The organism is Burkholderia sp. CpTa8-5 (assembly GCF_017815045.1).
Lineage (GTDB): Bacteria > Pseudomonadota > Gammaproteobacteria > Burkholderiales > Burkholderiaceae > Burkholderia > Burkholderia sola.
Genome location: NZ_JAGIQD010000027.1, coordinates 58,802 through 83,641, shown reverse-complemented (window position 1 = coordinate 83,641; position 24,840 = coordinate 58,802). Strand labels below are relative to the sequence as shown.

The 24,840-nt window shown below is 66.2% G+C and carries 19 protein-coding genes; 13 read left to right on the top strand and 6 right to left on the bottom strand.

The window, feature by feature from the left end; all coding sequences use genetic code 11:
• The 3 genes from J8I35_RS28925 to J8I35_RS28915 form a co-directional block, all read left to right on the top strand.
• A partial coding sequence (locus J8I35_RS28925; protein WP_209928242.1) for a 4Fe-4S dicluster domain-containing protein occupies nt 1-201 on the top strand: 201 nt, incomplete at its 5' end.
• A 48-nt stretch (nt 202-249) separates the two neighbouring features.
• Nucleotides 250-1,443, top strand: a complete 1,194-nt coding sequence (gene bktB / locus J8I35_RS28920; RefSeq protein ID WP_209928240.1) for a beta-ketothiolase BktB — start codon at nt 250-252, stop codon at nt 1,441-1,443.
• Between the two features lie 38 nt (nt 1,444-1,481).
• Nucleotides 1,482-2,336, top strand: a complete 855-nt coding sequence (locus J8I35_RS28915) for a 3-hydroxybutyryl-CoA dehydrogenase (protein ID WP_069619533.1) — start codon at nt 1,482-1,484, stop codon at nt 2,334-2,336.
• A gap of 115 nt (nt 2,337-2,451) precedes the next feature.
• Here J8I35_RS28915 and J8I35_RS28910 read toward each other — a convergent pair whose 3' ends face one another.
• Nucleotides 2,452-3,315, bottom strand: a complete 864-nt coding sequence (locus J8I35_RS28910) for a DUF2071 domain-containing protein (protein WP_209928238.1) — start codon at nt 3,313-3,315, stop codon at nt 2,452-2,454.
• A gap of 126 nt (nt 3,316-3,441) precedes the next feature.
• The gene (deoC, locus tag J8I35_RS28905; RefSeq protein ID WP_209928236.1) at nt 3,442-4,122 is read right to left on the bottom strand and encodes a deoxyribose-phosphate aldolase; all 681 of its coding nucleotides are present in this window, start codon (nt 4,120-4,122) and stop codon (nt 3,442-3,444) included.
• 146 nt (nt 4,123-4,268) lie between these two features.
• Between deoC and deoR the strand changes: the two genes are divergently transcribed.
• Nucleotides 4,269-5,039 (top strand): DNA-binding transcriptional repressor DeoR, encoded by a 771-nt coding sequence (gene deoR, locus J8I35_RS28900; protein WP_050014199.1) that lies wholly within the window; start codon nt 4,269-4,271, stop codon nt 5,037-5,039.
• Between the two features lie 31 nt (nt 5,040-5,070).
• On the opposite strand, the gene J8I35_RS28895 is transcribed toward deoR, so the two are convergent.
• Genes J8I35_RS28895 through rbsK form a run of 3 tightly spaced genes read right to left on the bottom strand, consistent with a single transcriptional unit; the run spans nt 5,071 to nt 8,466 of the window.
• The gene (locus tag J8I35_RS28895; RefSeq protein WP_209928234.1) at nt 5,071-6,123 is read right to left on the bottom strand and encodes an aldose 1-epimerase family protein; all 1,053 of its coding nucleotides are present in this window, start codon (nt 6,121-6,123) and stop codon (nt 5,071-5,073) included.
• A gap of 2 nt (nt 6,124-6,125) precedes the next feature.
• Nucleotides 6,126-7,499, bottom strand: coding sequence for an L-fucose:H+ symporter permease (fucP, locus tag J8I35_RS28890; protein ID WP_209928229.1), 1,374 nt, complete (start codon nt 7,497-7,499; stop codon nt 6,126-6,128).
• 40 nt (nt 7,500-7,539) lie between these two features.
• Entirely contained in the window at nt 7,540-8,466 is a 927-nt protein-coding gene (gene rbsK, locus J8I35_RS28885; protein WP_089490267.1) for a ribokinase, read from the bottom strand.
• 459 nt (nt 8,467-8,925) lie between these two features.
• On the opposite strand from rbsK, the gene J8I35_RS28880 reads away from it, so the two are divergent.
• Both J8I35_RS28880 and J8I35_RS28875 read left to right on the top strand, forming a co-directional pair.
• Nucleotides 8,926-9,180, top strand: a complete 255-nt coding sequence (locus J8I35_RS28880; RefSeq protein ID WP_124557408.1) for a type II toxin-antitoxin system Phd/YefM family antitoxin — start codon at nt 8,926-8,928, stop codon at nt 9,178-9,180.
• Nucleotides 9,171-9,593 (top strand): type II toxin-antitoxin system VapC family toxin, encoded by a 423-nt coding sequence (locus tag J8I35_RS28875; RefSeq protein ID WP_124557409.1) that lies wholly within the window; start codon nt 9,171-9,173, stop codon nt 9,591-9,593. Before J8I35_RS28880 ends, J8I35_RS28875 begins: the two co-directional genes overlap by 10 nt.
• A gap of 175 nt (nt 9,594-9,768) precedes the next feature.
• Here the strand turns inward: J8I35_RS28875 and J8I35_RS28870 are convergent, their stop codons facing one another.
• Nucleotides 9,769-10,371: a LysE family transporter gene (locus tag J8I35_RS28870; RefSeq protein WP_209928226.1), complete on the bottom strand. Its 603-nt coding sequence runs from the start codon at nt 10,369-10,371 to the stop codon at nt 9,769-9,771.
• Nucleotides 10,372-11,166: 795 nt separating this feature from the next.
• Between J8I35_RS28870 and J8I35_RS28865 the strand changes: the two genes are divergently transcribed.
• From J8I35_RS28865 to J8I35_RS28835, 7 genes are all read left to right on the top strand, one after another.
• Nucleotides 11,167-12,783: a tryptophan halogenase family protein gene (locus J8I35_RS28865; protein WP_176016152.1), complete on the top strand. Its 1,617-nt coding sequence runs from the start codon at nt 11,167-11,169 to the stop codon at nt 12,781-12,783.
• Nucleotides 12,783-13,868: a monodechloroaminopyrrolnitrin synthase PrnB family protein gene (locus tag J8I35_RS28860; protein ID WP_348522289.1), complete on the top strand. Its 1,086-nt coding sequence runs from the start codon at nt 12,783-12,785 to the stop codon at nt 13,866-13,868. Before J8I35_RS28865 ends, J8I35_RS28860 begins: the two co-directional genes overlap by 1 nt.
• A gap of 54 nt (nt 13,869-13,922) precedes the next feature.
• Nucleotides 13,923-15,623 (top strand): tryptophan 7-halogenase, encoded by a 1,701-nt coding sequence (locus J8I35_RS28855; protein WP_050014209.1) that lies wholly within the window; start codon nt 13,923-13,925, stop codon nt 15,621-15,623.
• A gap of 24 nt (nt 15,624-15,647) precedes the next feature.
• The gene (locus J8I35_RS28850) at nt 15,648-16,733 is read left to right on the top strand and encodes a Rieske 2Fe-2S domain-containing protein (protein ID WP_034175623.1); all 1,086 of its coding nucleotides are present in this window, start codon (nt 15,648-15,650) and stop codon (nt 16,731-16,733) included.
• Between the two features lie 544 nt (nt 16,734-17,277).
• Nucleotides 17,278-17,712: a hypothetical protein gene (locus tag J8I35_RS28845; RefSeq protein ID WP_209928222.1), complete on the top strand. Its 435-nt coding sequence runs from the start codon at nt 17,278-17,280 to the stop codon at nt 17,710-17,712.
• A gap of 125 nt (nt 17,713-17,837) precedes the next feature.
• On the top strand, nt 17,838-20,612 hold the full coding sequence (locus J8I35_RS28840) for a sugar ABC transporter (protein WP_209928219.1): 2,775 nt from the start codon (nt 17,838-17,840) through the stop codon (nt 20,610-20,612).
• Nucleotides 20,602-24,735 carry a tetratricopeptide repeat protein gene (locus J8I35_RS28835; RefSeq protein WP_209928217.1) on the top strand — a complete coding sequence of 1,378 codons (4,134 nt, stop codon included), beginning with the start codon at nt 20,602-20,604 and terminating at the stop codon, nt 24,733-24,735. The genes J8I35_RS28840 and J8I35_RS28835 overlap by 11 nt, the downstream gene beginning before the upstream one ends.
• Nucleotides 24,736-24,840: the final 105 nt, after the last annotated feature.

Sequence of the window (24,840 nt, the reverse complement as noted above, 5' to 3'; positions counted from 1 at the left end):
CGCACGTATGCGGGGCCGGAGGCGCGCTTCTGCCCGGCGGCCGTGTACGAGTTCGTGAAGAACGACGACGGCGGCGAGCGCCTCGTGATCAACGCGCAGAACTGCGTGCACTGCAAGACCTGCGACATCAAGGACCCGACGCAGAACATCGTGTGGGTCACGCCCGAAGGCGGCGGCGGGCCGAACTACCCGAACATGTAACGCAACGCATCCCCGCGCCCGCGGGCGCGAACGAACCGGAGTGAGACGATGAGCAATGCAGCGAAGGAAGTCGTGGTGGTGAGCGGTGTCCGTACCGCGATTGGTGATTTCGGCGGCAGCCTGAAGGATTTCTCGCCGACCGACCTCGGCGCGAAGGTGGTCGCCGAAGTGCTGTCGCGCGCGAACGTGCCGGGCGATGCGGTCGGCCATGTCGTGTTCGGCCACGTCGTGAACACCGAGCCGAAGGACATGTATCTCGCACGCGTCGCGGCGATCAACGGCGGCGTCGCGCAGCACACGCCGGCGCTGACCGTGAACCGCCTGTGCGGCTCGGGCCTGCAGGCGATCGTGTCGGCCGCGCAGACGATCATGCTCGGCGATGCCGACATCGCGATCGGCGGCGGCTCGGAGAGCATGAGCCGCGCGCCGTACACGGTGCCGGCCGCGCGCTTCGGCCAGCGCATGGGTGACGCGAAGCTCGTCGACATGATGCTCGGCGCGCTGCACGACCCGTTCCAGACGATCCACATGGGCGTGACGGCCGAGAACGTCGCCAAAAAATACGACATCTCGCGTGACGCGCAGGATGCGCTGGCGCTCGAATCGCATCGTCGCGCGGCGCGCGCGATCGCCGAAGGCCGCTTCAAGGACCAGATCCTGCCGATCTCGATTCGCACGAAGAAGGGCGAAGTCGCGTTCGACACCGACGAGCACGTGCGGCACGACGCGGGCCCGGACGACTTCTCGAAGCTGAAGCCGGTGTTCGCGAAGGAGAACGGCACCGTGACGGCCGGCAACGCATCGGGCATCAACGATGCGGCCGCCGCCGTGCTGATGATGAGCGCGGACGCCGCGCGCGCGCAGGGCGTGAAGCCGCTCGCGCGCCTCGTCGCGTATGCGCATGCGGGCGTCGATCCGGCGTACATGGGCATCGGCCCGGTGCCGGCCACGCAGAAGGCGCTCGAACGCGCGGGCCTGAAGATCACCGATCTCGACGTGATCGAAGCGAACGAAGCGTTCGCCGCGCAGGCGTGCGCGGTCACGCAGGAGCTCGGCCTCGATCCGGCCAAGGTCAACCCGAACGGCTCCGGCATCTCGCTCGGTCACCCGATCGGCGCGACCGGCGCGCTGATCACGGTGAAGGCGCTGTACGAGCTGAAGCGCATCGGCGGGCGTTACGCGCTCGTGACGATGTGTATCGGCGGCGGCCAGGGGATTGCCGCGATCTTCGAGAACATCTGATAATCGACCGCTCAGCCTCCGAATACACAGGAATCGTCATGGCCATCGAAACCGTCGGCGTCGTGGGCGCCGGAACCATGGGTAACGGCATTGCGCAAACCGCCGCCGTTGCAGGACTGAACGTCGTGATGATCGACGTCAGCGACGCCGCGCTCGACAAGGGCCTCGCGACGTTGAAGGGCAGCCTCGAGCGGCTCGTGTCGAAGGACAAGCTCGCGGCCGACGCCCGAGATGCGGCGCTCGCGCGCATCACGACGTCGACCGACTACGCGACGCTCGCTTCGGTCGACATCGTGATCGAGGCCGCGACCGAGAACGTCGAGCTGAAGGGCCGCATCCTGAAGCAGATCGAGGCCGTCGCGCGCCCGGACGCGATCATCGCGACCAACACGTCGTCGATTTCGATCACCGCGCTCGCGGCGCCGCTCGCCGATCCGTCGCGTTTTCTCGGCATGCACTTCTTCAACCCGGTGCCGCTGATGCCGCTCGTCGAGATCATCCGCGGGCTGCAGACGAGCGACGCGACCGCGTCGGCCGTGCGCGCGCTGACCGAGCGTTTCGACAAGTCGCCGATCGGCGTGCGCAACTCGCCGGGCTTCGTCGTGAACCGGATCCTGGTGCCGATGATCAACGAGGCGTTCTTCGTGCTGGCTGAAGGCATCGCGTCGGCCGAGGAAATCGACGCGGGGATGAAGCTCGGCGCGAACCACCCGATCGGGCCGCTCGCGCTGGCCGACCTCGTGGGCCTCGACGTGTGCCTCGCGGTGATGGACGTGTTCCTGAAGGACTTCGGCGACCCGAAGTATCGCGCGTGTCCGCTGCTGCGCGAGATGGTGTCGGCAGGCAGGCTCGGGCGCAAGACCGGGCGTGGGGTGTACGACTACAGCAAGTAAGCCGGTCGTCCACGGTGTTTCGCGCGGCCGCCTTCGGGCGGCCGTGTGTTTTGTGCGGCGGGATGACGCGTCGAGTACCGACAGGTCGCGCGGCAACGCGTGCTTGAACATCGCGCTACAGCAGCCGCTCGGACAGTACGCGGAATGCGACGTCGGGCACGACGAAGCACAGCGGTTCGCCGGTCGCGCCGATGCGGGCGAGGAAGTCGCCGCCCGCGGGCCCGACCGTCTTCAGCGGCCGCACCGCATCGACGTCGATCGGCAAGTCGATCGACGCATATGCGAGGCGGTCGCAGTCCTCGACATGGGCGACGGCCGCGTGCTGCAGCGACAGCGCGGCGACGGCCGCGCGCCAGTCGTCGAAGAACGGCGCGAATGTGTCGGGCAACGTCCGGTCGTGCGACGCTTCGGCCGTGCAGCGGAAGTCGGGCGCGCTGCCGCCGCTGCCAGCCAGCCGCGTGTCATAGCGTCCGTCGTGTGCCTCGTGCGTAAAGGGCCGCGCGAGATGCGACGGCAGCGCGTCGCTGAACAGCCGGCTGCCGAGCGCATAGAGCGGGTGATCGAACACGTTCTTCACGAACAGCACGGTGCGCTCGGCCGGCGCGCCGCCCGGCAGCGCATCGACGTAGAGCCGCCAGTTGCTTTGCAGCGGCGACGGAAACGCGCGCCGCAGCGGGCCGGCGAGACGCGGGCCGAAATGCCGGTGCCGGTAGGTGAGCGTTGTGAACGGTGTGCGGCCGCCGCGGCTCGCGAGCGTGACGCCGCGCGGCACGAGGTGCGCGACGGCCGCGACATCGACGACCCACGTGCAATACACGACGTGCTCGACGTCGCTTGCGAGCTGCAGGAACGGTAGCCGCGACAGCAGCGCGCGACGTGCGCGCAGCAGCGGGCCACTCGCGACGATCCGGTTGGCGAGTCGGCCGGCGATGCCGGAGGACGGATGGACGAAGGCGTTGTCGTGGCGCATGGGCGGCATTGTGCCGGGGTTGTCGCATACGGGGAAGATGCGCGGCAAGTGTCTTGAGCCGAGCGGGCGCACATCCGCCGGCGACCCCGCGCGGTGCTGCTCGCGCGACGCATGGCGACGGCCGGGCTTCGCGCGTCAATACCCCGACCCGCCGCCGCCCTGATCGGTCACGATCGCCACCCCCGAACTCGTGCCGAGCCGCGTCGCGCCGGCTTCGAGCATCGCCAGCGCGGCTGCGCGATCGCGCACGCCGCCCGACGCCTTCACGCCGAGCGTCGGCCCGACCGTACGCCGCATCAGCGCGACATCGGCCAGCGTCGCGCCGCCGTGGCCGAATCCGGTCGACGTCTTCACGAACGCGACGCCGAGATCGCGGCACATCCCGCACACGCGCACCTTCTCGTCGTCGGTCAGCAGCCCCGTTTCAAGGATCACCTTGAGCGGCACCGGGCCGCAAGCGCGATGCACGGCGTCGATGTCGGCCTTCACGTCGTCGGTGCGGCCGCTTTTCAGCGCGCCGATGTTGATCACCATGTCGATCTCGCCGGCGCCCGCCGCGATCGCGGCGGTGGCTTCGAACGCCTTCGCGGCGGACAGCCCCGCGCCGAGCGGGAAGCCGACCACGGCGCAGACGAGCACGCCGGTATCGACCAGCTCGCGCGCGGCGAGCGGCACGTTCGCCGAATTCACGCAGACCGAGTAAAAGCGATGCTCGGCCGCCTGACGGCAGAGTTCGCGGATCTGCGCGTCGCTCGCGTCGGGCGCGAGCAGCGTGTGATCGATGGTTTGGGCGAGTTGGGCGTTGGAAAGCGGCATGTGTCAGGACTCCACGGATCGTGTGCGGAAAGCGCACACGGAAAGTTGATGTTTTCACATCGGTTTGTTACAAATACGACATTCCGGCCGGGCCCGCGGGCCCGGCACGACGAGCGACTCACGCGGCGGTCACGCAGGATACAGGCATGGAAACAAAGAAGGGCGAACGGATCAAGACATTGATGAACGTGCTGCAAGGGCAGAACGCGATTCATCTGAGGGAAGTCGCCGAGCTGTTCGGCGTGTCCGAAATGACGATCCGCCGCGATCTCGCGGACAACCCGCACGGCCTCAGCCTGATCGGCGGCTACGTGACGCGCCATTTCGCCGCGCAGCGCAGCGACATCGGCGAATATCTGATCAGTGCCGAGAACAACCGGCAGACCGAGGAAAAGCGCCGCATCGGCAAGCTGGCCGCGCAGTTCGTGACGACCGGCGACACGATCTTCGTCGACTGCGGGTCGACCACGCCGTTCATCGTCGACTTCATTGCCGACGACCTCGAATTCACCGCGGTCTGCAATTCGCTGAACGTGTTCGCGAAGCTGCAGCAGAAGCCGCATTGCAACGTGATCCTGTGCGGCGGCGCGTATCACCGGCAGAACATGGTGTTCGAATCGGTCGCCGAAACGGGCATTCTCGATTCGGTACGCGTGTCGAAGGCGTTCATCTCGGCGGCCGGCGTGAGCGAACGCTGCGGCGTCACGTGCTTCAACTTCCACGAAGTCGATGCGAAGAAGCAGGTGATGGCGCGCGCGCAGAACCGCTTCCTGCTGGTCGACCACACGAAGTTCGACGAAGTGCGCGCAGCCTATTTCGCCGAATTGACCGATTTCAACTACGTGATCTCCGACGGGCAACTGAGCCGCCGCTACGAAACGGCGATCCGCGAGCACGGGATTGCGCTCGTGACCTGATGCGGCGCCGTGCATCGCGCTTTTCAGCACGTCACGCATCGCGCGCTTCCGCCGCGCTGAGGTAGCCGGTAAGCACCTCGAAGCGGCGCGATGCGCCGGGCGCCAGCGCCGCGACGTGGCCCTTGCGGCGTTCCGCTTCGTAACCCTCCGGCTCGCAGGTCGACGGCAACGCGAACGCGGCCACCTGCTGATCCGCGTTGTGCAGGATCCAGCGCGTCGCATGCGGGAATTGCGCGGGGCGATACGCGGTGTGGAACGCGCCGCCGTCCGGATGCGCGAGCCGGAAATGCGCGACGCCGTCGGCATCCGTTGCCACGTCGTTCATGAAGAACACGATCTCGGGGTCGTACAGCGCGGGCGCATCGAGCGTCGCGAGCCGGGCCGGTTCGTGCGCGAGCATGGCCGTGTAGTCGCGCCATGCGGCGGTGGGCTTCACGTGCGCGGGCACGCTGTCGCGCAGCCGCATGCCGCCGCGCGGCAGCGACTGCACGAAGCGGCCGCCCGGCACGTATGCGTAGTTCAGGTGGGCCATGTACATCAGGTCCATCGGCGCGCCGCCGAGGTTCGTCACGTCCATCGCGATCGTCATCCGCGCCTCGTGCTCGGCCAGCCGCACCGACGGCCGCGCGACGTAGTGGCTGCCGAAGCCTTGCACGTATTCGTATTCGCCTGTCACTTCGACCGTCGCGCCGCGCGCGTCCATGCCGACGACGAGGCTCGCGCGGTCCATCGGCGCGCAGGGCATCTCGCCGTGCAGCGCGTGCGTGTCGTCCGGCCCCGGGCAGCCGTTGCGCAGCAACCCGCTATGGAACATGAAGCAGCCGTAGGTATCGATGATCGACGCCGCGCGCTTCGGCTGCCGGAACATGTGCTTCATCGTCAGGTCGCGGCCGTCGAATTCGGCGGCCCAGATCATCTGACCGAGATACGGCAGCACGACCAGATGACCACGGCGGTTCTCGAGCTTCAGCGCCTCGACGCCGGACGGATACGCGAACGCGGTGACGGTGAGGCTGTCGGTGCGGTACAGCGTGCGCGGCGCTTCGCGGAAGTCGTCGCGCCGCAGTTCGATCTCGCCGCGCATGGTCAGGCTCCCGACGTGTTGCGCGTCGCGGCGTAGCGCGCGGACGCATGACCGTCGGTCGCAGCGTCGGGCGTCGCTGCCGGCAGGTGACGCAGGCAGTAGAAGCCGTAGTACACGATCACGACGAAGCACAGCAGCGGCACGACGAACGCGAGCTGCATGTTGCCGCCGGTGTGATCGGAGATCAGCCCCTGGATCAGCGGCACGACCGCGCCGCCGACGATGCTCATCACGAGGATCGAGCCGCCGTATTCGGTGTCCTTGCCGAGGCCGTCGATCGTCAGCCCGTAGATCGTCGGCCAGCACGGGCCGAGGAAGATGCTCACGCACACGGCCGCATACACGGCGGTGATGTTGTGTACGCTGATCGTGTACGCCAGCAGCGCGATGCACAGGATGCCGTACACGATCAGCACCTTGGCCGGGCCGACGCGTTTCATCACGAGCGTCGCGACCAGCTTGCCGACGAAGAACGCGAAGAACGTCGCGAGCAGATAGCGCGATGCGCCGCGCTCGGTGAGGCCGCCGATCTGCATCGCGAGCCGGATCGTGAAGCTCCACACGCCGACCTGCGCGCCCACATACAGAAATTGCGCGACGACGCCCGCGACGAAGCGCCGGTTGCCGAACAGCCGCGCGAGCGTGCCGCGCGCGTCGATCCGGTGCGCGACCGTACTCGCGCCGTTGCCCTTGCAGGCCGGATACGGCGTGAGCGCGAACACGATGAACACGGCGACGAGCACGACGATCAGCCATTTGTACGGCTCGAGCGTGGCCTGGATCATCGCGAGCTGGTGCGTGTGCGCGTCGGCGGCCGACATCGCCGCGAGCTGCGCATGCGACGCATCGCCTTCCTTGAAGATCAGGAAGCTGCCCATGTAGACGCCGGCCATCGCGCCGAACGGGTAGAACGTCTGCGAGATGTTCAGCCGCCGCGTGCTGGTGTCGCGCGGGCCCATCAGCGTCGAATACGAGTTGGACGCCGTTTCGAGAAACGACAGGCCGGCGGCGATCACGAACAGCGCGACGAGGAACATCCCGTACTTCGCCATCGACGCGGCTGGGAAGAACAGCAGGCAGCCGGTCGTGTAGAGCAGCAGGCCGACCAGGATCGTCGTCTTGTAGCTGAACTTCTTCACGACGGTCGCGGCCGGAATCGCGAGGAAGAAGTAGCCGAGATAGAACGCGGACTGCACGAACGCCGATTCGAAATCGGACAGGAAGAACGATTTCTTGAACTGCGCGATCAGCACGTCGTTCAGGTTCGCGGCGGTGCCCCACAGCGCGAACAGGCAGCACAGCAGCGTGAACGCGAAGAGCGGCGTGCGATTCAGGTAATAGCCGTCAGGCGTGTGTTCGATCGGGGTCCGGCTCATGGGTGTCTCCTTCCCAATGTCTCGTCGATGAAGGCGCCGGTCAGAAGCCGGCGTCGCGGAGGAAGCGTTCGAACGTCGCGGCGTCGGCGTACGACTTCTGCGTGCCGAGGCCCGTGACCGAATGCGCGGCGTACGCGGACGCGTAACGCATCGCGTCGACCGCGTCGCGCGACGCCGCGTAGCAGCGTGCGAAGCAGCCGATATAGGCGTCGCCGGCGCCCGTCGTGTCGCGTGGGTCGACGGGGACGCCCGGCACGTGGTGCACGCCGTCGCGCGACACCAGCAGCGAACCGTTGCTGCCGAGCGTGACGAGCACGTGCTGGAGCCCGCGTGCGACCAGCGCTTGGGCGGCGCGCGTAGCGCTCTCGCGCGAATCGACCGGCATGCCCGACACGATCGCGAGCTCGGTTTCGTTCGGCACGAAGAATTCGACGGAACGGATGCGTTCGAAATCGAGATCGGCCACGGCGGGCGCTGGGTTCAGCAACACGGGAATGCCGTGCCGCGCGCCGAATTCGATCGCGTGATAGACGGTGTCGAGCTCGATTTCGAGTTGCAGCACGATCAGCGCGCATTCGGCGAGCATCGGCGCGGCCGCGTCGACGTCGGCCGGCCGCAGGTGGCGGTTCGCGCCCTTGACGATCAGGATGCTGTTGCTCGAATCGGGCTCGACGAAGATCGGCGCGACGCCGCTCGGCACGCCGGCGACCTTGCGCACGTGCGTGGTGTCGATCCCTTCGCGCTCGAAGTTGCGAATCGTGTTGTCGGCGAACACGTCGTCGCCGACCTTGGTGACCATCACGACGCGCGCGCCGAGGCGTGCGGCCGCGACGGCCTGGTTCGCGCCCTTGCCGCCGCAGCCGAGCTCGAAGTTCGGCGCCTCGAGCGTTTCGCCCCGGGCGGGCATGCGCGCGACGTAGGTCACGAGGTCGACCATGTTGCTGCCGATGACGGCGATTGTCTCCATCTGGGTCTCTTCCTTGGTATGGGGGCGGCCGTATGCGTGGGTGGCAGCGGGTCGCGATAGGTGATAATAAAATCACATAGAGTGTGAAAATGCAATCCTATGATGTTAGGATGGTCACTTTAGGGCTGGCGGGAGGGTGGGGAATTCCCCCATGCGTGCCGGAGAGACGGCTTCACGTCAGGCGGTGCTGATGCACAATTGCGAGCGCTCAGATCGAGCGCGGGGAGAGGCGAGAGCCTCGCCGGGAAGGTGGCTGAATTCTCTCCGCGGTGCGGAGAGGATTAGGGGGCGGCAGGATTCCGCGGTTACCGAGATTCCCACTGCTACCGCGTGGTGCCGCGCCCGGGCGAGCGTAACGCGCGGCGCGTCACCGACTTCATCGTCAGGGGCGAAGCCCCGATCTGTGTTCGAATGCGTAAAATACGTATAATACGCATTCGTTGCTCCGAGGAGGCCACCATGCCCACCATTACCGCCACCGAGCTGGCGCGTCACACCCGCCAGATCCTCGATCAAGTCGCCCAGCGCCGCGAGACCGTCGTGGTCGAGCGCAATCAGACCGTGATCGCGCGCCTGGTGCCCGCCGACCCCGTCATGAACGCCGTGCAGGCGCTCGAGGGCCTGCAGCAGAGCCTCGGCGCCGACGATGCGGCCCGCTGGTTGCGCGACAGCCGCGCCGGCTTCGACGACGGAGTGCGTGACCCGTGGGCGTGATCATCGACAGCTGCGTCTGGGTCGGTCTCGCCGGCGGCACCGTCGACGCGCGCGCCGTGATCGATACCGCCGGCGACGCGCCCGTGTTCATCTCGACGATCTCGCTGGGCGAACTGGCGTTCGGCGTGCAGTCCTGTGCTGATGCCGCCGAGCGGGCGCGGCGGGGAGCCCATCTGCGTCAGCTCGAGCTGCGCCCCGTGCTCGAGGTCACGCGCCACACCGCGGCCGCGTTCGGCGTGCTGGCCGCCGCGGTCAAGCAGGCCGGCCGCTCGCCGCGCCCGCGCTACAACGATCTATGGATCGCGGCGCAGGCGATCGAGCACGGCTACGCACTGATGACGCTGAACGTGGCGGATTTCGCGGACCTGCCGGGACTGAACGTGCGAGTGCCGACCACCGCCGGGGGGAATTGAACGGCTCTCGAACAACGCACGGCCGCGACGGCCAGCGCTACAACGGTATCGCGAAAGAGTCGACGCCGGTCTTCGCAACGCGGTGGATAGTGACAACCTAAATACGCGGCAAGCAAGCGCTTGAATAACTCGCTTGCGGAGCGAAATGCGTTTTCGCCGCGAAGCGCCGCGTCAATCAGCGGTTCACGACCGAGTACACGAGCGTGCCGGAGAACATCAACAGCACGAGCGACGCGCCGCGTAGCAGCGTCGACGTACGGGCGGCCCACGCGCGTTGCGACGTGAGCAGCCCGCCGAGCGACGACCAGCCCACCCCGATCGGCGCGAGCACGACCAGAAATACGACGAGCGCCCATGCGAAATAGTGCGCGGACCTGAACGCCTCCAGCGGAAACAGCGTGCTCGAGAACAGCAGCGCCTTCGGGTTCATCATCGTCGCGACGAACACGTCGCGAAAGCGCACCGGCGCGACCGATACGTCCTGCAGCACGCGGCTATGCGTCCACATCCTGAGCGCGAGGAAAAAGATGTAGACGGAACTCGCGAGCTTGACCCCGTCATACAGCCAGGGCCGGCCGGCAGCGAACGTGGACAGAAAGAATCCCCATACGGCAATCGCGATCGCATAGCCGAGCGCCTCCGCGACGACCAGCGGCCACGTGCCGCGCAGGCCGACCTTCAACCCGGACGACAGCAGCAGCGTATTGGTCGGCCCCGGCACGATCAGCACCAGCGAGACGTACATCGACATTTTCAGCAACGTTTCCTGGATGGGCACGCGGCCTCCTCGATTCGTCAGTGTCGCGGTTCGCGTCCGGCCGAAGCGGCGCGCCGCTGAAATAGCGGTTGACCTTCATGCACAGACCGTTCGATCTGCGCTTCCGTGAGCTTGCCCGTTTTCATCGCATGGCCTTCGTGTCCGCCCGGGCACATGATGACGAATTTCTCTGCCGACGAGTCGGATTATTTTTGGGTCGAGATCACGATCGTCGAAATGCGAAAAGGTCAGAAGCTTTATATTTGAAGTGGTGAATTATTTGTTTCTTTCATGTGAATTACGTCTGTCATTTTGCATATTTTTTTGAAGAAATGATTCTAGAGTCATGCACGCAAAATGAAAAAATTAATTTTGTTGTTTCGAAAAAATTGAATCGGCCGTTGTGAGGTATTTGGTCGATATTTTCAGGTATTTAGAATTTCTCTGAACAGCCGGGGATTGATATGAAATTTTTCGAGATGTGCCATCATGAACGCTGCTATTGTGTGTCGGACAGTCAAGCGCACGGTACGACGATCCCGGAAACAATTAGGTAGACTGAATTTGTAAATGCACTAATGGCAATCACCGTATCGTAAATTCAATTTGTCGAAGCAGAATCCATTCCGCGGTGTGCCTCCGCGTGCGATGGAGGCTTCGCGTTGTCGCCTGACTTCGCTGCGATTCACTACGCCTTTTCGGTGTCATTTGTCGTGATGGACCGGGCGCGTCATTGCGCGTTACCGGACGAGTGGCGGGTTCAATTCGACAAGGCGGCACTATCCATTCAGGTTTCAAATCCCATGGGAAGCGTTCATGAGTAATCCGATCAAGAATATCGTCATCGTGGGCGGCGGCACGGCGGGCTGGATGTCCGCGTCGTACCTCGTCCGGGCGCTCCAGCACCACGCGAACATCACGCTCGTCGAATCCGCGGCGATCCCCCGGATCGGCGTGGGCGAGGCGACCATCCCGAGTTTGCAGAAGGTGTTCTTCGACTTCCTCGGGATACCGGAGCGCGAGTGGATGCCCCAGGTGAACGGCGCGTTCAAATCCGCGATCAGGTTCGTGAACTGGCGGAAGTCGCCCGATGGTTCGCGCGGCGATCACTTCTACCATTTGTTCGGCAACGTGCCGAACTGCGACGGCGTGCCGCTGACCCACTACTGGCTGCGCAAGCGCGAACACGGCTTCCAGCAGCCGATGGAATACGCGTGCTATCCGCAGACCGACGCGCTCGACGCGAAGCTGGCGCCGTGCCTGGCCGACGGCACCCGCCAGATGTCCCACGCGTGGCACTTCGATGCGCACCTGGTGGCCGACTTCCTGAAGCGCTGGGCCACCGAACGCGGGGTGAAGCGCGTGGTCGACGAGGTCGAGCAGGTTCACCTGAACGATCGCGGCTACATCGCCAGCCTGTCCACCAAGGAAGGGCGCACGCTGGAAGCGGACCTGTTCATCGACTGCTCCGGCATGCGCGGGCTCCTGATCAACCAGGCGCTGAAGGAGCCCTTCATCGACATGTCAGACCACCTGCTGTGCGACAGCGCGGTCGCCAGCGCCGTGCCCGCCGACGACGCGCGCGACGGGATCGAGCCGTACACGTCGGCGATCGCGATGAACTCGGGGTGGACCTGGAAGATCCCGATGCTCGGCCGGTTCGGCAGCGGCTATGTGTTCTCGAGCAAGTTCACGTCGCGCGATCAGGCCACCGCCGACTTCCTCGACCTTTGGGGGCTCTCGGACAAGCAGCCGCTCAACCAGATCAAGTTCCGGGTCGGGCGCAACCGGCGCGCGTGGGTCAACAACTGCGTCGCGATCGGGCTGTCGTCGTGCTTTCTGGAGCCGCTGGAATCGACGGGCATCTACTTCATCTACGCGGCGCTTTACCAGCTCGTGAAGCACTTCCCCGATACGTCGTTCGACCCGCGGTTGGCCGACGCATTCAACGCCGAAATCGTCTACATGTTCGATGACTGCCGGGATTTCGTGCAGGCGCACTATTTCACCACGTCGCGCGACGACACCGCGTTCTGGCGCGCGAACCGGCACGACCTGCGGCTGTCGGACGCGATCAAGGAGAAGGTCGAACGCTACAAGGCGGGGCTGCCGCTGACCACCACGTCGTTCGACGATTCCACGTACTACGACACCTTCGATTACGAATTCAAGAACTTCTGGTTGAACGGAAACTACTACTGCATTTTTGCCGGCCTGGGACTGCTGCCCGACCAGTCGCTGCCGCTCTTGCGGCACCGGCCGGAGTCGATCGACAAGGCCGACGCGATGTTCGCGCGGATCCGGCGCGAGGCGGAGCGTCTGCGAGCGACCCTGCCGACGAACTACGATTACCTGCGCTCGCTGCGCGCGGGCGATGCGGGACTGTCCCGCAGCCAGCCCGGGCCGACGCTCGCGACGCCGGAGATCCTGTAGTGGACCGCGCCCCGGACCGGGTACGCGCGATCGCGGCCACGCACGCTGCGGTGGCGGCCTGCGACCCGCTGCAGGCGCGCGCGCTCGTCCTGCGGCTGCCGGGCCTGAACCGTCGACAGGATGTGCCGGGCATCGTCGGGCTGTTGCGCGAGTTCCTCCCGGCGCGCGGCGTGCCCTCGGGCTGGGGCTTGGTCGAAGCCGCCGCCGCGATGCGCGACATCGGGTTCTTTCTGGGATCGCTCAAGCGGCACGGACACGAGCCCGTGGATGCGGTGCCCGGGCTCGAGCCGGTGTTGCTCGACCTGGCGCGCGCGACCGGCCTGCCGCCGCGCGAGACGCTGTTGCACGTGACGGTCTGGAACCCCGCGGCGGCCGACGCGCAGCGCAGCTACACGGGGCTGCGCGACGAAGCGCACCTGCTCGAGAGCGTGCGCATCTCGATGGCCGCGCTCGAGGCGGCCATCGCGTTGACCGTCGAGCTGACCGACGTGCCGCTGCGTTCGCCCGCGTTCGCGCAAGGGTGCGACGCGCTGGCGGACTATCTGCAGAAAATGGTCGACTCGATCGTCTACGCGTATCGCTTCATCTCGGTGCAGGTGTTCTACGACGAGCTTCGTCCGTACTACGAACCGATTCGAGTTGGCGGCCAGAACTACCTCGGCCCCGGTGCGGTCGAAATGCCCCTTTTCGTGCTGGAGCACGTGTTGTGGGGGGCGCGATCGGACCACCAGGGTTATCGGGAATTCAAGGAGACGTACCTGCCCTACGTGCTTCCCGCGTTCAGGGCGATCTACGCGCGGTTCGCCGGGCGGCCGGCGCTCGTCGACCGCGTGCTCGGCGAAGCGCAAGCGGCCCGTGCGCGCGGCGAGCCGGTCGAGGCCGGGTTGGCGGCCCTCGACCGCGTATTCGAGGTCCTGCTGCGTTTTCGCGCGCCGCACGGCAAATTGGCCGAGCGTGCGTACGAAGTCGGGCGAAGCGGCCCCACGATCGGCAGCGGCGGGTACGCACCGAGCATGCTCGGCGATCTGCTCACGCTTACGCGCGCGGCACGGTCACGCGTTCGCGCCGCGCTCGACGCGCGCTGACGGCGCGACGCGGGCGGCGGCCATGTGTTCCATCTCACCAGGAGAGTTTGCCCCATGACTCAGCAGAGCCCCGCGAACGGGCGCGACAGCAACCACTACGACGTGATCATTCTCGGCTCGGGCATGTCGGGCACCCAGATGGGGGCCATCTTGGCCAAGCAACGGTTTCGCGTGTTGATCATCGAGGAATCGTCGCATCCGCGCTTCACGATCGGCGAATCGTCGATCCCCGAGACGTCGCTGATGAACCGCATCATCGCCGATCGCTACGGCATTCCGGAGCTCGACCACATCACGTCGTTCTATGCGACGCAGCGTTACGTCGCGTCGAGCACGGGCATCAAGCGCAACTTCGGCTTCGTGTTCCACAAGCCCGGCGAGGAGCACGACCCGAAGGAGTTCACGCAGTGCGTGATTCCCGAGCTGCCGTGGGGGCCGGAGAGCCACTATTACCGGCAGGACGTCGACGCGTACCTGTTGCAAGCCGCCATCAAGTACGGCTGCACGGTTCGCCAGAAGACGAGCGTGACCGAATACCACGCCGACCAGGACGGCGTCGCGGTGGCCACCGCCCAGGGCGAACGCTTCACCGGCCGCTACATGATCGACTGCGGCGGGCCGCGCGCGCCGCTCGCGACCAAGTTCGGGCTGCGCGAAGAGCCGTGCCGTTTCAAGACGCACTCGCGCAGCCTCTACACGCACATGCTCGGGGTCAAGCCGTTCGACGACATCTTCAAGGTCAAGGGGCAGCGCTGGCGTTGGCACGAGGGAACCTTGCACCACATGTTCGAGGGCGGATGGCTCTGGGTGATCCCGTTCAACAACCACCCACGATCGACCAACAACCTGGTGAGCGTCGGCCTGCAGCTCGACCCGCGTGTCTACCCGAAAACGGACATCTCCGCGCAGCAGGAATTCGACGAATTCCTCGCGCGGTTCCCGAGCATCGCGGCGCAGTTCCGGGATGCCGTGCCGGTGCGCGACTGGGTCAAGACCGACCGCCTGCAGTTCTCGTCGCGCGCGTGCGTCGGCGACCGCTACTGCCTGATGCTGCACGCGAACGGGTTCATCGATCCGCTGTTCTCCCGCGGGCTCGAGAACACCGCAGTGACCATCCACGCGCTCGCGGCGCGCCTGATCAAGGCGCTGCGCGACGACGACTTCTCCCCCGAACGCTTCGAGTACATCGAGCGCCTGCAGCAGAAGCTGCTGGACCACAACGACGACTTCGTCAGCTGCTGCTACACGGCGTTCTCGGACTTCCGCCTGTGGGACGCGTTCCACAGGCTGTGGGCGGTCGGCACGATCCTCGGGCAGTTCCGGCTCGTGCAGGCGCACGCGAGGTTCCGCGCGTCGCGCGACGAGCGCGCCCTCGATCATCTCGACGACGATCCCCCGTACCTCGGGTACCTGTGCGCGGACATGGAGGGGTACTACCAGTTGTTCAACGACGCCAAAGCCGAGGTCGAGGCCGTGAGCGCGGGGCTGAAGCCGGCCGGGGAGGCCGCGGCGCGGATTCACGCCCTCATCGACGAACGCGAATTCGCGAAGCCGATGTTCGGCTTCGGATACTGCATCACCGGTGCCAAACCGCAGCTCAACAACTCGAAGTACAGCCTGCTGCCGGCGATGAAGCTGCTGCACTGGACGCAGACCAGCGCGCCGGCGGAGGTGAAGCGGTACTTCGACTACAACCCGATGTTCGCGCTGCTCAGGGCGTACGTCACGACCCGCATCGGCCTGGCGCTGAAGTAGTCGACCGACCCCGGAATGAAAATGATAGACGACGTTCAATTGAATCAAGTGCGCGCCAGCGAGCATCCGTCGGCGGCGTATGACGCGACCACGCGCGTGGCCGCGAGCTGGTACGTCGCGATGCGCTCGGACGACCTCAAGGACAAGCCGACCGCGTTGACGCTGTTCGGCCGCCCGTGCGTCGCGTGGCGCGGCACGACGGGCCGGGCCGTGGTGATGGACCGCCACTGCGCGCATCTTGGCGCGAACCTGGCCGACGGGCAGATCAAGGATGGGTGCATCCAGTGCCCGTTTCACCACTGGCGGTACGACGAGCACGGCCAGTGCGTGCATATTCCCGGCCACAGCGCGGCGGTGCACCGGCTGGAGCCGGTGCCGCGCGGGGCGCGCCAGCCGACGTGGGTCACCGTGGAACGGTACGGTTACGTGTGGGTCTGGTACGGCTCCCCGCAGCCGCTGCACCCGCTGCCCGAGATCGCCGCGGCCGACGTCGACAACGGCGACTTCATGCACCTGCACTTCGCGTTCGAGACGACGACGGCGGTCTTGCGGATCGTCGAGAACTTCTACGACGCGCAGCACGCGACGCCCGTCCACGCGCTCCCGGTCTCGGCCTTCGAGCTCAAGCTCTTCGACGACTGGCGCGCGTGGCCGGAGGTCGAGTCGCTGGCGCGGGCGGGCGCGTGGTTCGGCGCCGGGATCGACTTCACCGTAAACCGGTACTTCGGGCCCCTCGGCATGCTGTCGCGCGCGCTGGGCCTAAACATGTCGCAGATGAACCTGCACTTCGACGGCTACCCCGGCGGGTGCGTGATGACCGTCGCGCTGGACGGAGACGTCAAGTACAAGCTGCTCCAGTGCGTGACGCCGGTGAGCGACGGCAAGAACGTCATGCACATGCTGATCTCGATCAGGAAGGTGGGCGGCGTCCTGCGCCGCGCGACCGACTACGTGTTGTTCGGGCTCCAGACCAGGCAGGCCGCGGGGTACGACGTCAAGATCTGGAACGGGATGAAGCCGGACGGCGGCGGCGCGTACAGCAAGTACGACAAGCTCGTGCTGAAGTACCGCGCGTTCTACCGGGGCTGGGTCGACCGCGTCGGCCGATAGTGTTGCCGCGGCGATGCCGAGGGCCGAGGGCCGCCGACGGCATCGATATGCGTGATACGTGATGACAAGATGGCCAGGTCGCGCCCGGCCGGCGATTTTATCGACCGAAGCGAATGCGGGCGTGCTCGCGCGTATGCACGCCGATCGAACGTGCAGCGGCATGGGTAAATCCAGGTTAAAGGCAGGCTGTACGGCAATTGAATGCGATATTCAGAGCAATCGATACCCATGGCAGCACGGCGCCGCAAACGTGTGCGGCCATGACGCGCGTCCCGCCTGTCGCGACGTATCGCAGGAGTCGAATGCCATACGCAGGTCATCCTGGGTCGGGATAATCCAAAAACTCCGCCGGTGATTTCGTTCTCGCTGGATGGCCATGGCCCGATTGGGCGGCGGCGTTATCCCACCACGCTGCGAATTTCCGTCGAAATGCCTTCACCATCTTTACGATGCCGCATCAAAACATAAAGTTATGTAAGAACATAAAATTTACCAGTGGGCGTGGTAATTTTAAAAAGAAGAACAAACGGGGAAGTAAATAAGTATGGCCAAGTCGGAAAAAGCATCCGGGTTGATGCTTGTCGCTGGTTTCATCGGCTCTTCCGCGATCGATGGCTGCAATGCGCTGCGCTTGCAGCCAATTGCGGTGCGGGTCTTGTGCGTGTTGGCGATCACGTGCTGTTTTTTCGTCGTCTATCCACGCGAAATGCCGTCCGGGGAGAAGACCGAGAGCATGGATCGCTTCGAATATTGCTCGGACATACACGGCATGGGCGCACTTCAAGCCGCCCTCGTACTGGCTGCCGACAAGGCCGCCGGTTTCAGAGTCGCCACGCGTTTGCAGATGCCGCGTATCACTGATGCGGGCCGCGGCAGGCATGGGCGCCGGCAAACGATGAGTGCGCAAACGACCTCCCCTGCATCGTGGTTGCTGCATGCGCGTGCGCCGATGGGGCGCGACGGTCCCGTGCGTATGTAAGGACGTCTCCCGACTGTAGACACCATCCCCTAGATCTTACCTGTGCCGGGGCGGCGTGCGCCGGCATGGCTTGACGTCCGGAACGACACGAATTGAATCATCAATCCAGAGCGAGCACGGCTTCCGTGCTTGCTGTCCGCGGCAGCGTTGCCGCGATCCTGTGCATCGCGGCGCTTGCGTTCGTTTCGCTGCACGCCCTGGCGGCCGATACCCCGGAACATCCATCCCCGCCGGCCGGGCCACGTGCAAACGTCGCGTTTTTCGACGGCGCCCAGCCGCCCGAGGGCTTGCTGCAAGCGTTCGACGCCGTGGTGCTCGATCCCGCCCGGGGCTTCGATCCGGCGGCGCACCCGCTCGCGCATACCGTTTGGGTCGCACGCGTACCGCACGGCGCGTCGGGCCCGGCACTCGGGCCGGCGGCGTTTGTCTCGCAGCGCATCGAGCCGCTGTGGGCGCGCGGTTATCGCGGCTTCCTGCTCGACACGCCGGAGGCAATCGCCTCGAGCGAGGCAATTCATGCGGCCTATCCTGACGCTCGTCTGATCGTCGGCGGCAACGATGCGTTGCGCGCTGCGCAATCGCATGCGAATGGGCTTTACGCGGTGCTCGGCCCGCCGCTGGTGCGCGGTTTCATGGACGGCGACGACATGCGTGCGGTACGCGACGTCGCCACCGCAGATCGCACCGCGCGCGTCGACGCGGCGCGGATTTTCATGCGTGAGACGCACGTGCCGGTGTTGTCGCTCGAGATCTGCGAGCGCACCGACCGGGCATGTGGCCGCGCGACGGCCGCCCAGGTCGTCGCGACCGGCGTGACGCCGTACGTGACGGACGCCGGCCGTGACGTCGTCGGCATCGGTGCGATCGAAGTGCTGCCGCGCAAGGTGCTGATCGTACAGAACCGCGACACCGATACGCCAGTGGATGAAACGCGCGGCGTGCGCGACCTTGCGATGCCGCTCAATTATATCGGCTACGACGTCGAATACGCGGATCTCGACGCGCCGCTGCCGACCGATATCACACCGGACCGTTACGCGGGCGTCGTCGCCTGGATCGAAGGCGCTGAGCCCGCCGACCCGGCGAGATGGCGGCGCTGGATCGATGCGCGCATCGCGGATCACGTGCCGGTCGCCTTCATGGGACAGTTCGGCTTCGACGCCGCGCAGGAAGAGGGCGCGGCACTCGATCTGCAGCCGGTCCCCGGCCCGTTCACGGCGCCGCTCAGCGTCGTGACGCGCGATCCGATGATGCACTTCGAGATCGATCCGAGGCCGGATGCGCGCGATCTCGTCGGGATGCGCGTCGGATCGCACAGCCGTGTGCTGTTGCGGCTCGCGGCGGCAGGCACGAACGTCGACGCGGCCGCGATCACGCCGTGGGGCGGCTATACGCTGAGTCCGTACACGGTCGTTTCGCTGAACGGCATCGGGCAGACGCGTTGGGCGATTCAGCCGATCTCGTTCGTGACCGACGCGTTGCGTCTCGTGCGGATGCCATCGCCGAGCGTCACGACCGAGAACGGCCGGCGCCTGTTCATGACGCACGTCGACGGCGACGGCTATGCGTCGCGCGCGGAATTCCCCGGTGCCGATTATTCGGGAGACGCGCTCTATCGACGGATCTTCACGCGCTACAAGGTGCCGATGACGTTGTCGGTCATCGAAGGCGAAGTGGGGCCGACCGGCCTGTATCCGAAACTGTCGCCGCGCCTCGAAGCGCTCGCGCGGCAGATGTTCGCGCTGCCGTGGGTGCAGATCGGTTCGCATACCTACTCGCATCCGTTCCAGATGGCCGACCTCGATGCGACGACGGGCGCACGCGTCGACCACCGGAGCAACGTCGAGCGCGGCAACGGCGGCGACACGGCGTTCTCGCTGGATATCCCGGGCTACACGTTCGATCTCGACCGCGAGATCGCCGGCTCGATTGCCTACATCGACTCGCGCCTCGCGCCGCCGGGCAAGCGTACCGAAGTGCTGCAATGGCCGGGCGACTGCGAGCCGCCCGCGATCGCCGTGCGCAAGGCCTATGCGGCCGGCGTGCAGAACATCAACGGCGGCGACACGATCATCCGCAAGTCGGTGAACAGCTGGACCCATATCGCGCCGCTCGGCATCGACAAGGGGCCCGGCGCGTACCAGGTATACGCGCCGAACCAGGACGAGAACGTTTACACGAACGACTGGCAGGGCCCGTTCTATGGTTTCACGCAGGTACTCGAAACCTACGACATGACGGAGCATCCGTATCGCTTCAAACCGATCGACGTGTACTACCACATGTACAGCGGCACGAAGCTCGCGTCGCTGCGCGCGCTGGACCAGATCTACTCGACCGTGCTGAAGCAGCCGGTGCTGCCCGTCTACATCACCGATTACACGCACAAGGTGCTGGACTGGCGCGGTTTCGCGGTCGCGCGCGAAATAGCCGGCGGCGCATGGGTCGTGCGCGGCAACGGCGACGTGCGCGAGTTGCACTGGCCGCGCAGCGACGTGCCGGACCTGCGTGCGTCGCAGGGCGTGACCGGTTATGCGCCCGGCCCGGACGGCCTCTATATCCATATTGCCGACGGGGCGGCGCGTGTCGTGTTCGAGCGCGACACGGAGAGCGGGTTGCGCGGCGGAGCGCAATCGCATGGCCCGAGCGGGACGCCGTACATCGCTCAGGCGAACGGATTCGTCCGAAATTTTCACCGTACCGTCGACGGAATGTCGTTCGAATTCGGCGGCTACTCCCAGCCGTTCGTCGAGCTCGCCGACGCGCAGCGCTGCCGCGTGCGCATCGCGGGCCGTCCGATCGACGCACGGCGCGACGGAACGGTTCTTCGTTTCGAAACGGCGGCCGACGTCCGTCAGCCGATGCGTTACCAGTCGGTCGAGATTGCGTGTGACCGGTAATCGCTCGCGTATCGCGCCGCCATGGCTCGTGCTGGTGCTGGCCGGCGTCGTGCTGCTGGCCGGCTATGCGGTGGCGCCGCATGACGGGCTGCGTGAGCGGATGGCCGCGGTTGGCGGCCCGAGCGACCTGAGCGCGGCGTATCTCGAAGCGTGGCTGAAAGTGCGGCCGCACGACGAAGCGCTGCTGTCGATGCTCGGCGAGCAATATGTGTCGCTGGGCCGGCTCGCGGATGCGGGGCAGGTCGCTCAACGGATGGACGAAGCCGTTTCCCCACCGCTGCGACAGGCCGCGATGAAGCTGCGGCTCGCGATCGCGCAGCAACGCACGAACGAGATGCAAGCCGACGATCCGCGCCGTTCCGCTGCGCTTGCCGCGCTGCGCGGGCAGATCGCCGACGCGGCCACGCTCGACTGGTCCGATCGCGATCTCGAATGGTTCGCACAATCCGCGGCCTCGGTCGGCGCCCCCGCGCTCGCGCTGCGTTTCTATACGCGCCTCGCGCGACGCGACACCACGCATCGCGATACGTGGGACGGCTACGTGTCGCGCTACGCACTGCAGATCGGCGACTACAAGGAGGCGGCCGACAGCTGGTTCCGGCGTCAGCAGAACGCGACGACGCTCGACGCGCAGCGACGCTGTTTCATCGCAGGCATTCGTGTGCTGCAGGCCGGCAATCTGACCGCCGATGCAATCGCGGTTGCGCAGCGCCAGAACGACGCGTTCGTCGACGATCAGCCGACGCTCGTCGCGTTGCTCGATCTTGCACGGGCGGCGCAGCGGCCGGACCTGATCGAGCGGTATGCGAAGGCGTTGGCGCGGCGCGCGGGGATCGGCGGGATTGCCTATCGGAGCAGGCGCGCGGGGCGCGTGCTCGCCATGCCGGCGGTTTACCTGTCGGATTCCACCCCGCAGGCGTACGCATATCTGGACGGTCCGGTCGTACGAGGCCGCGCACGTCGCGGTAGCGTCGCGCGACAGTTCCTGGCAGGCCAGGACGGCCACGGCCCGTTCATCGATGCAGCGCGAGCGCAAGCCATCGCACAGACGCAACCGCAGGCGCACATCGTCAAGGTCTCGTTGCAACGACGCGACGCAATGATGCGCTTCGACGCCGCGACGCAGGTATCGAAGCATGCGGGAGCGGTGCAGCTTCCGTCGCCGCCGGCTGCCGATGGGGCGGACATTGCCGATCTCCTCTATCAGTCGTTCCTGGAATCCGCCGATCCCGCCAATGCGCAGAAGGTCGCGCTCGCGCAGCTCGCAAAGGAACCGCATTCGGCGCTGTGGCGCAAGCGCCTGGCGCAGGTGGCCGAATGGAACGGGTCGTCGCAGCTCGCGCTGAAGTCCTGGCTCGACTATGCGCGACAAACGGGCGACCCCGTCGGCTGGCGGAACGTTCGGCGCATCGCCCCGATGCTGGACGACGACGACGCCTACCTGGCCGCTTTGCTGCAGGCGGCACGTGCGACGCCCGACGATCTCAAGCTCGTCGATTCCATCACGGCAACGTATGAGCGCCTCGGGCGGCCGGACGACGCGATCGCGTTCCTCGACGGTCTGCCGCACGGCCGTGAAGCGAACGCGCTCGACGAACGCGCCGGTGCGCTCGCGGAACGCGCCGGCCACGACGACGAGGCGCTGGCGATTTACCGTCGGCTGCAACGGCGCGAGCCGCGCAATCCGCGCTACGCGCTGCACACCGCCAATGTCCTGTATCGCGACGGAGACTACGCGGGCGCACTCGAAGCCATGACGAACGCGAGCCGTTACGCGCAGGACGGCGATGTGGTGTTCTGGCGCAACTACGGCGAACTCGCGCGCCTGCTGCAACGCGACGACGCGGCGCACGACGCGTACCGTCACCTGCTGGCGAGCGATGCGGCGACACCCGAGGATCTGGCCGACATGTCGTACTTCTACGATGCGTACCCGATCGACGCCGGCCGCATCTCGGCGCTGCACTACCGGCGCGACCATAGCGTGCGCGCGCTGCAGCAGGCGGTCTACTACTACACCGCGGCCGGCGCGATGGAACGCATCGACGCGCTGCTCGCGAGCCTCACGCCGCAGGAGCGCGAGGCAGCCGAGGCGTCGCCGGGTTTTCTCGGCGTGCGCGCCGAGTACGAGCGGCAAGCGGGGCGTCCGCTCGATGCGTTGCGCGATCTGCAGCGTGCGGTCGATCTGCCTGGCGCATCGGCGGATCTGAATGCGGCGCTATTGTGGACGCTGGTCGATTACGGCACGGATGCCGAGTTGCGTGCGGCGCTCAAGCGCTGGCGCGACAAGGCTTCGGCTGACGCGCGGCTGTGGGGACCGTATGCCGCGGCCGAACTGCGCCTGAACCGGCCCGTCGATGCACTCGAATATCTGCGCCGTCAGGCCGTGATGATGTCGCACGATCCGCTGTGGCTGCTTACGTACGCCGACGCGCAGGAAATGGCGGGACGTCCGGATCTCGCGTGGTCGATTCGCCGCAAGGTGTGGCTGCAGATCGGCGCATTCGGCCGGAAGCAGGCCCGGCAGGCGCCGCAGGAACGGGATGCATCGTCCTCGCCGCCGCGACGGACGACGCAGGCGCCGCAAGCCGCTCAACCCATGCAACGCGGTGTTCCGGCGCGTACGTCGCAGGACGTCGAGACGCGCCTGGCGCTGCGCAGCCGCGGCGTCGATCTGGCTGCGCAATATTCGAACGCCGACCACGCGGTCGCGCTGCTCGACGCACTGCTGAAGGACGGCTCGGCGGCTGCCGATTTCATCAGCGAACGCCGTACCTTGCTCGGCGATGCACGCGGTCTTTCGCCACTCGAATCGTCGGCGCGGGGTAGCGCGAAATCGATGCAGGACATGCTGAAAAAAGATCGCCGTGCGTACGAGGCAGTCGCGCAGGAGGTGGCGATCACGTGGGCGCTGTCGCACGAGGCGAATCCGCTTGCGAAGCGGTGGCTCGCGTTGCAGGCGGCGAACCTGTTCGCGCGGCCGGCGTCCGCGCAATTGACCGTCGCGCTCGCCGACGGCGACATCGGAACGATGGAGCGTCTGCTCGATCAGGGCGTGCGCCTGCCGCGCTACGACCGGATCGATGCGGCCGAAGCCGTCGACCGTCCGGGGCAAGCACAAACGCTCGCGTTCGACGGCCTCGATGGCGCGCCCGACGACAGCGAAATGCATCGGCGTTTCGTCGAAACCGCGCTCGCGTGGCCGCAGTCGCTCGACGCGACCGTGACGCGCTACGCCGAACATCCGCTCGATTACAGCGAGCAGACGATCGCGGCAAGCCGCAAGATCGCCGGGCATTACCTGATCGGCATGACCGCCACGCTGGACCTCCAGCGATCGACGGACGCATCGCAACTGGTCAACGTGCCGTCGGCGGACCGCTCGCTGGTGGTCCATGCCAGGCGGCAGACGCGCGACGATGCGTTCACGGTGAGTGCGGGCCGCCGCGAAGGGCTCGACGCCTTCTATACGATCGGACTGGGCGCGGAATTCGGACGCAACGGACCGTTGCAGTTCGGAATACGTGCGGGCCGCGATCAGGTCGCCGACGAGCTGCCGACGTTGCGCATCGGCGGGATGAAGGACAACCTGATCGCCGATGGGAGCTGGCAGGCGAACGAACGCGTGACGGTGTCCGGCAGTGTCGAGATGGACCGTTTCTACAGCCAGGCGCGCACCTATCTCGGCAGCGGCGTGCTGTCGACCGCGCAGGTCAGCTATCGAATTCGTACGGCGTACCCGGACTATACGATCCGCGTCGTCGGCACGCACGGCGATTACGGTGCGGGGGGGCGGGCGGACACGCTGATTTCGTCGCTTCTGCCTGCCGCGAGCCGGTCGGGCTCCGCGGGAAACTTCATGCCAGCCACGTACACGCAATACGGATTGTTCGCGGGGTTCGGGACCGATCTGCGCGAGCGGTACACGCATCGGTGGCGGCCGTTTCTCGAGGTCGGCGTCCTGCACGATTCGATTCAGGGCGGCGGAGCGGCCGTCGATGCCGGCATGGCGGGTTCGGTGTTCGGCGGGGATCACGCCGCATTGTTCATCCAGCACCAGCGTGTATCACGCCTCGGTACGCCCGTGACGGTGGTCGGCGCGCAATACCGCTGGTTTTATTGATTCCGGTTTCCATCGTTGCGCGGCGCGAACGGAACGACGCACACGATGATGCATGCAACGAAGTGAGTAGGGAGTGGTTCGATGAACGAGATGAACGAAGCGACT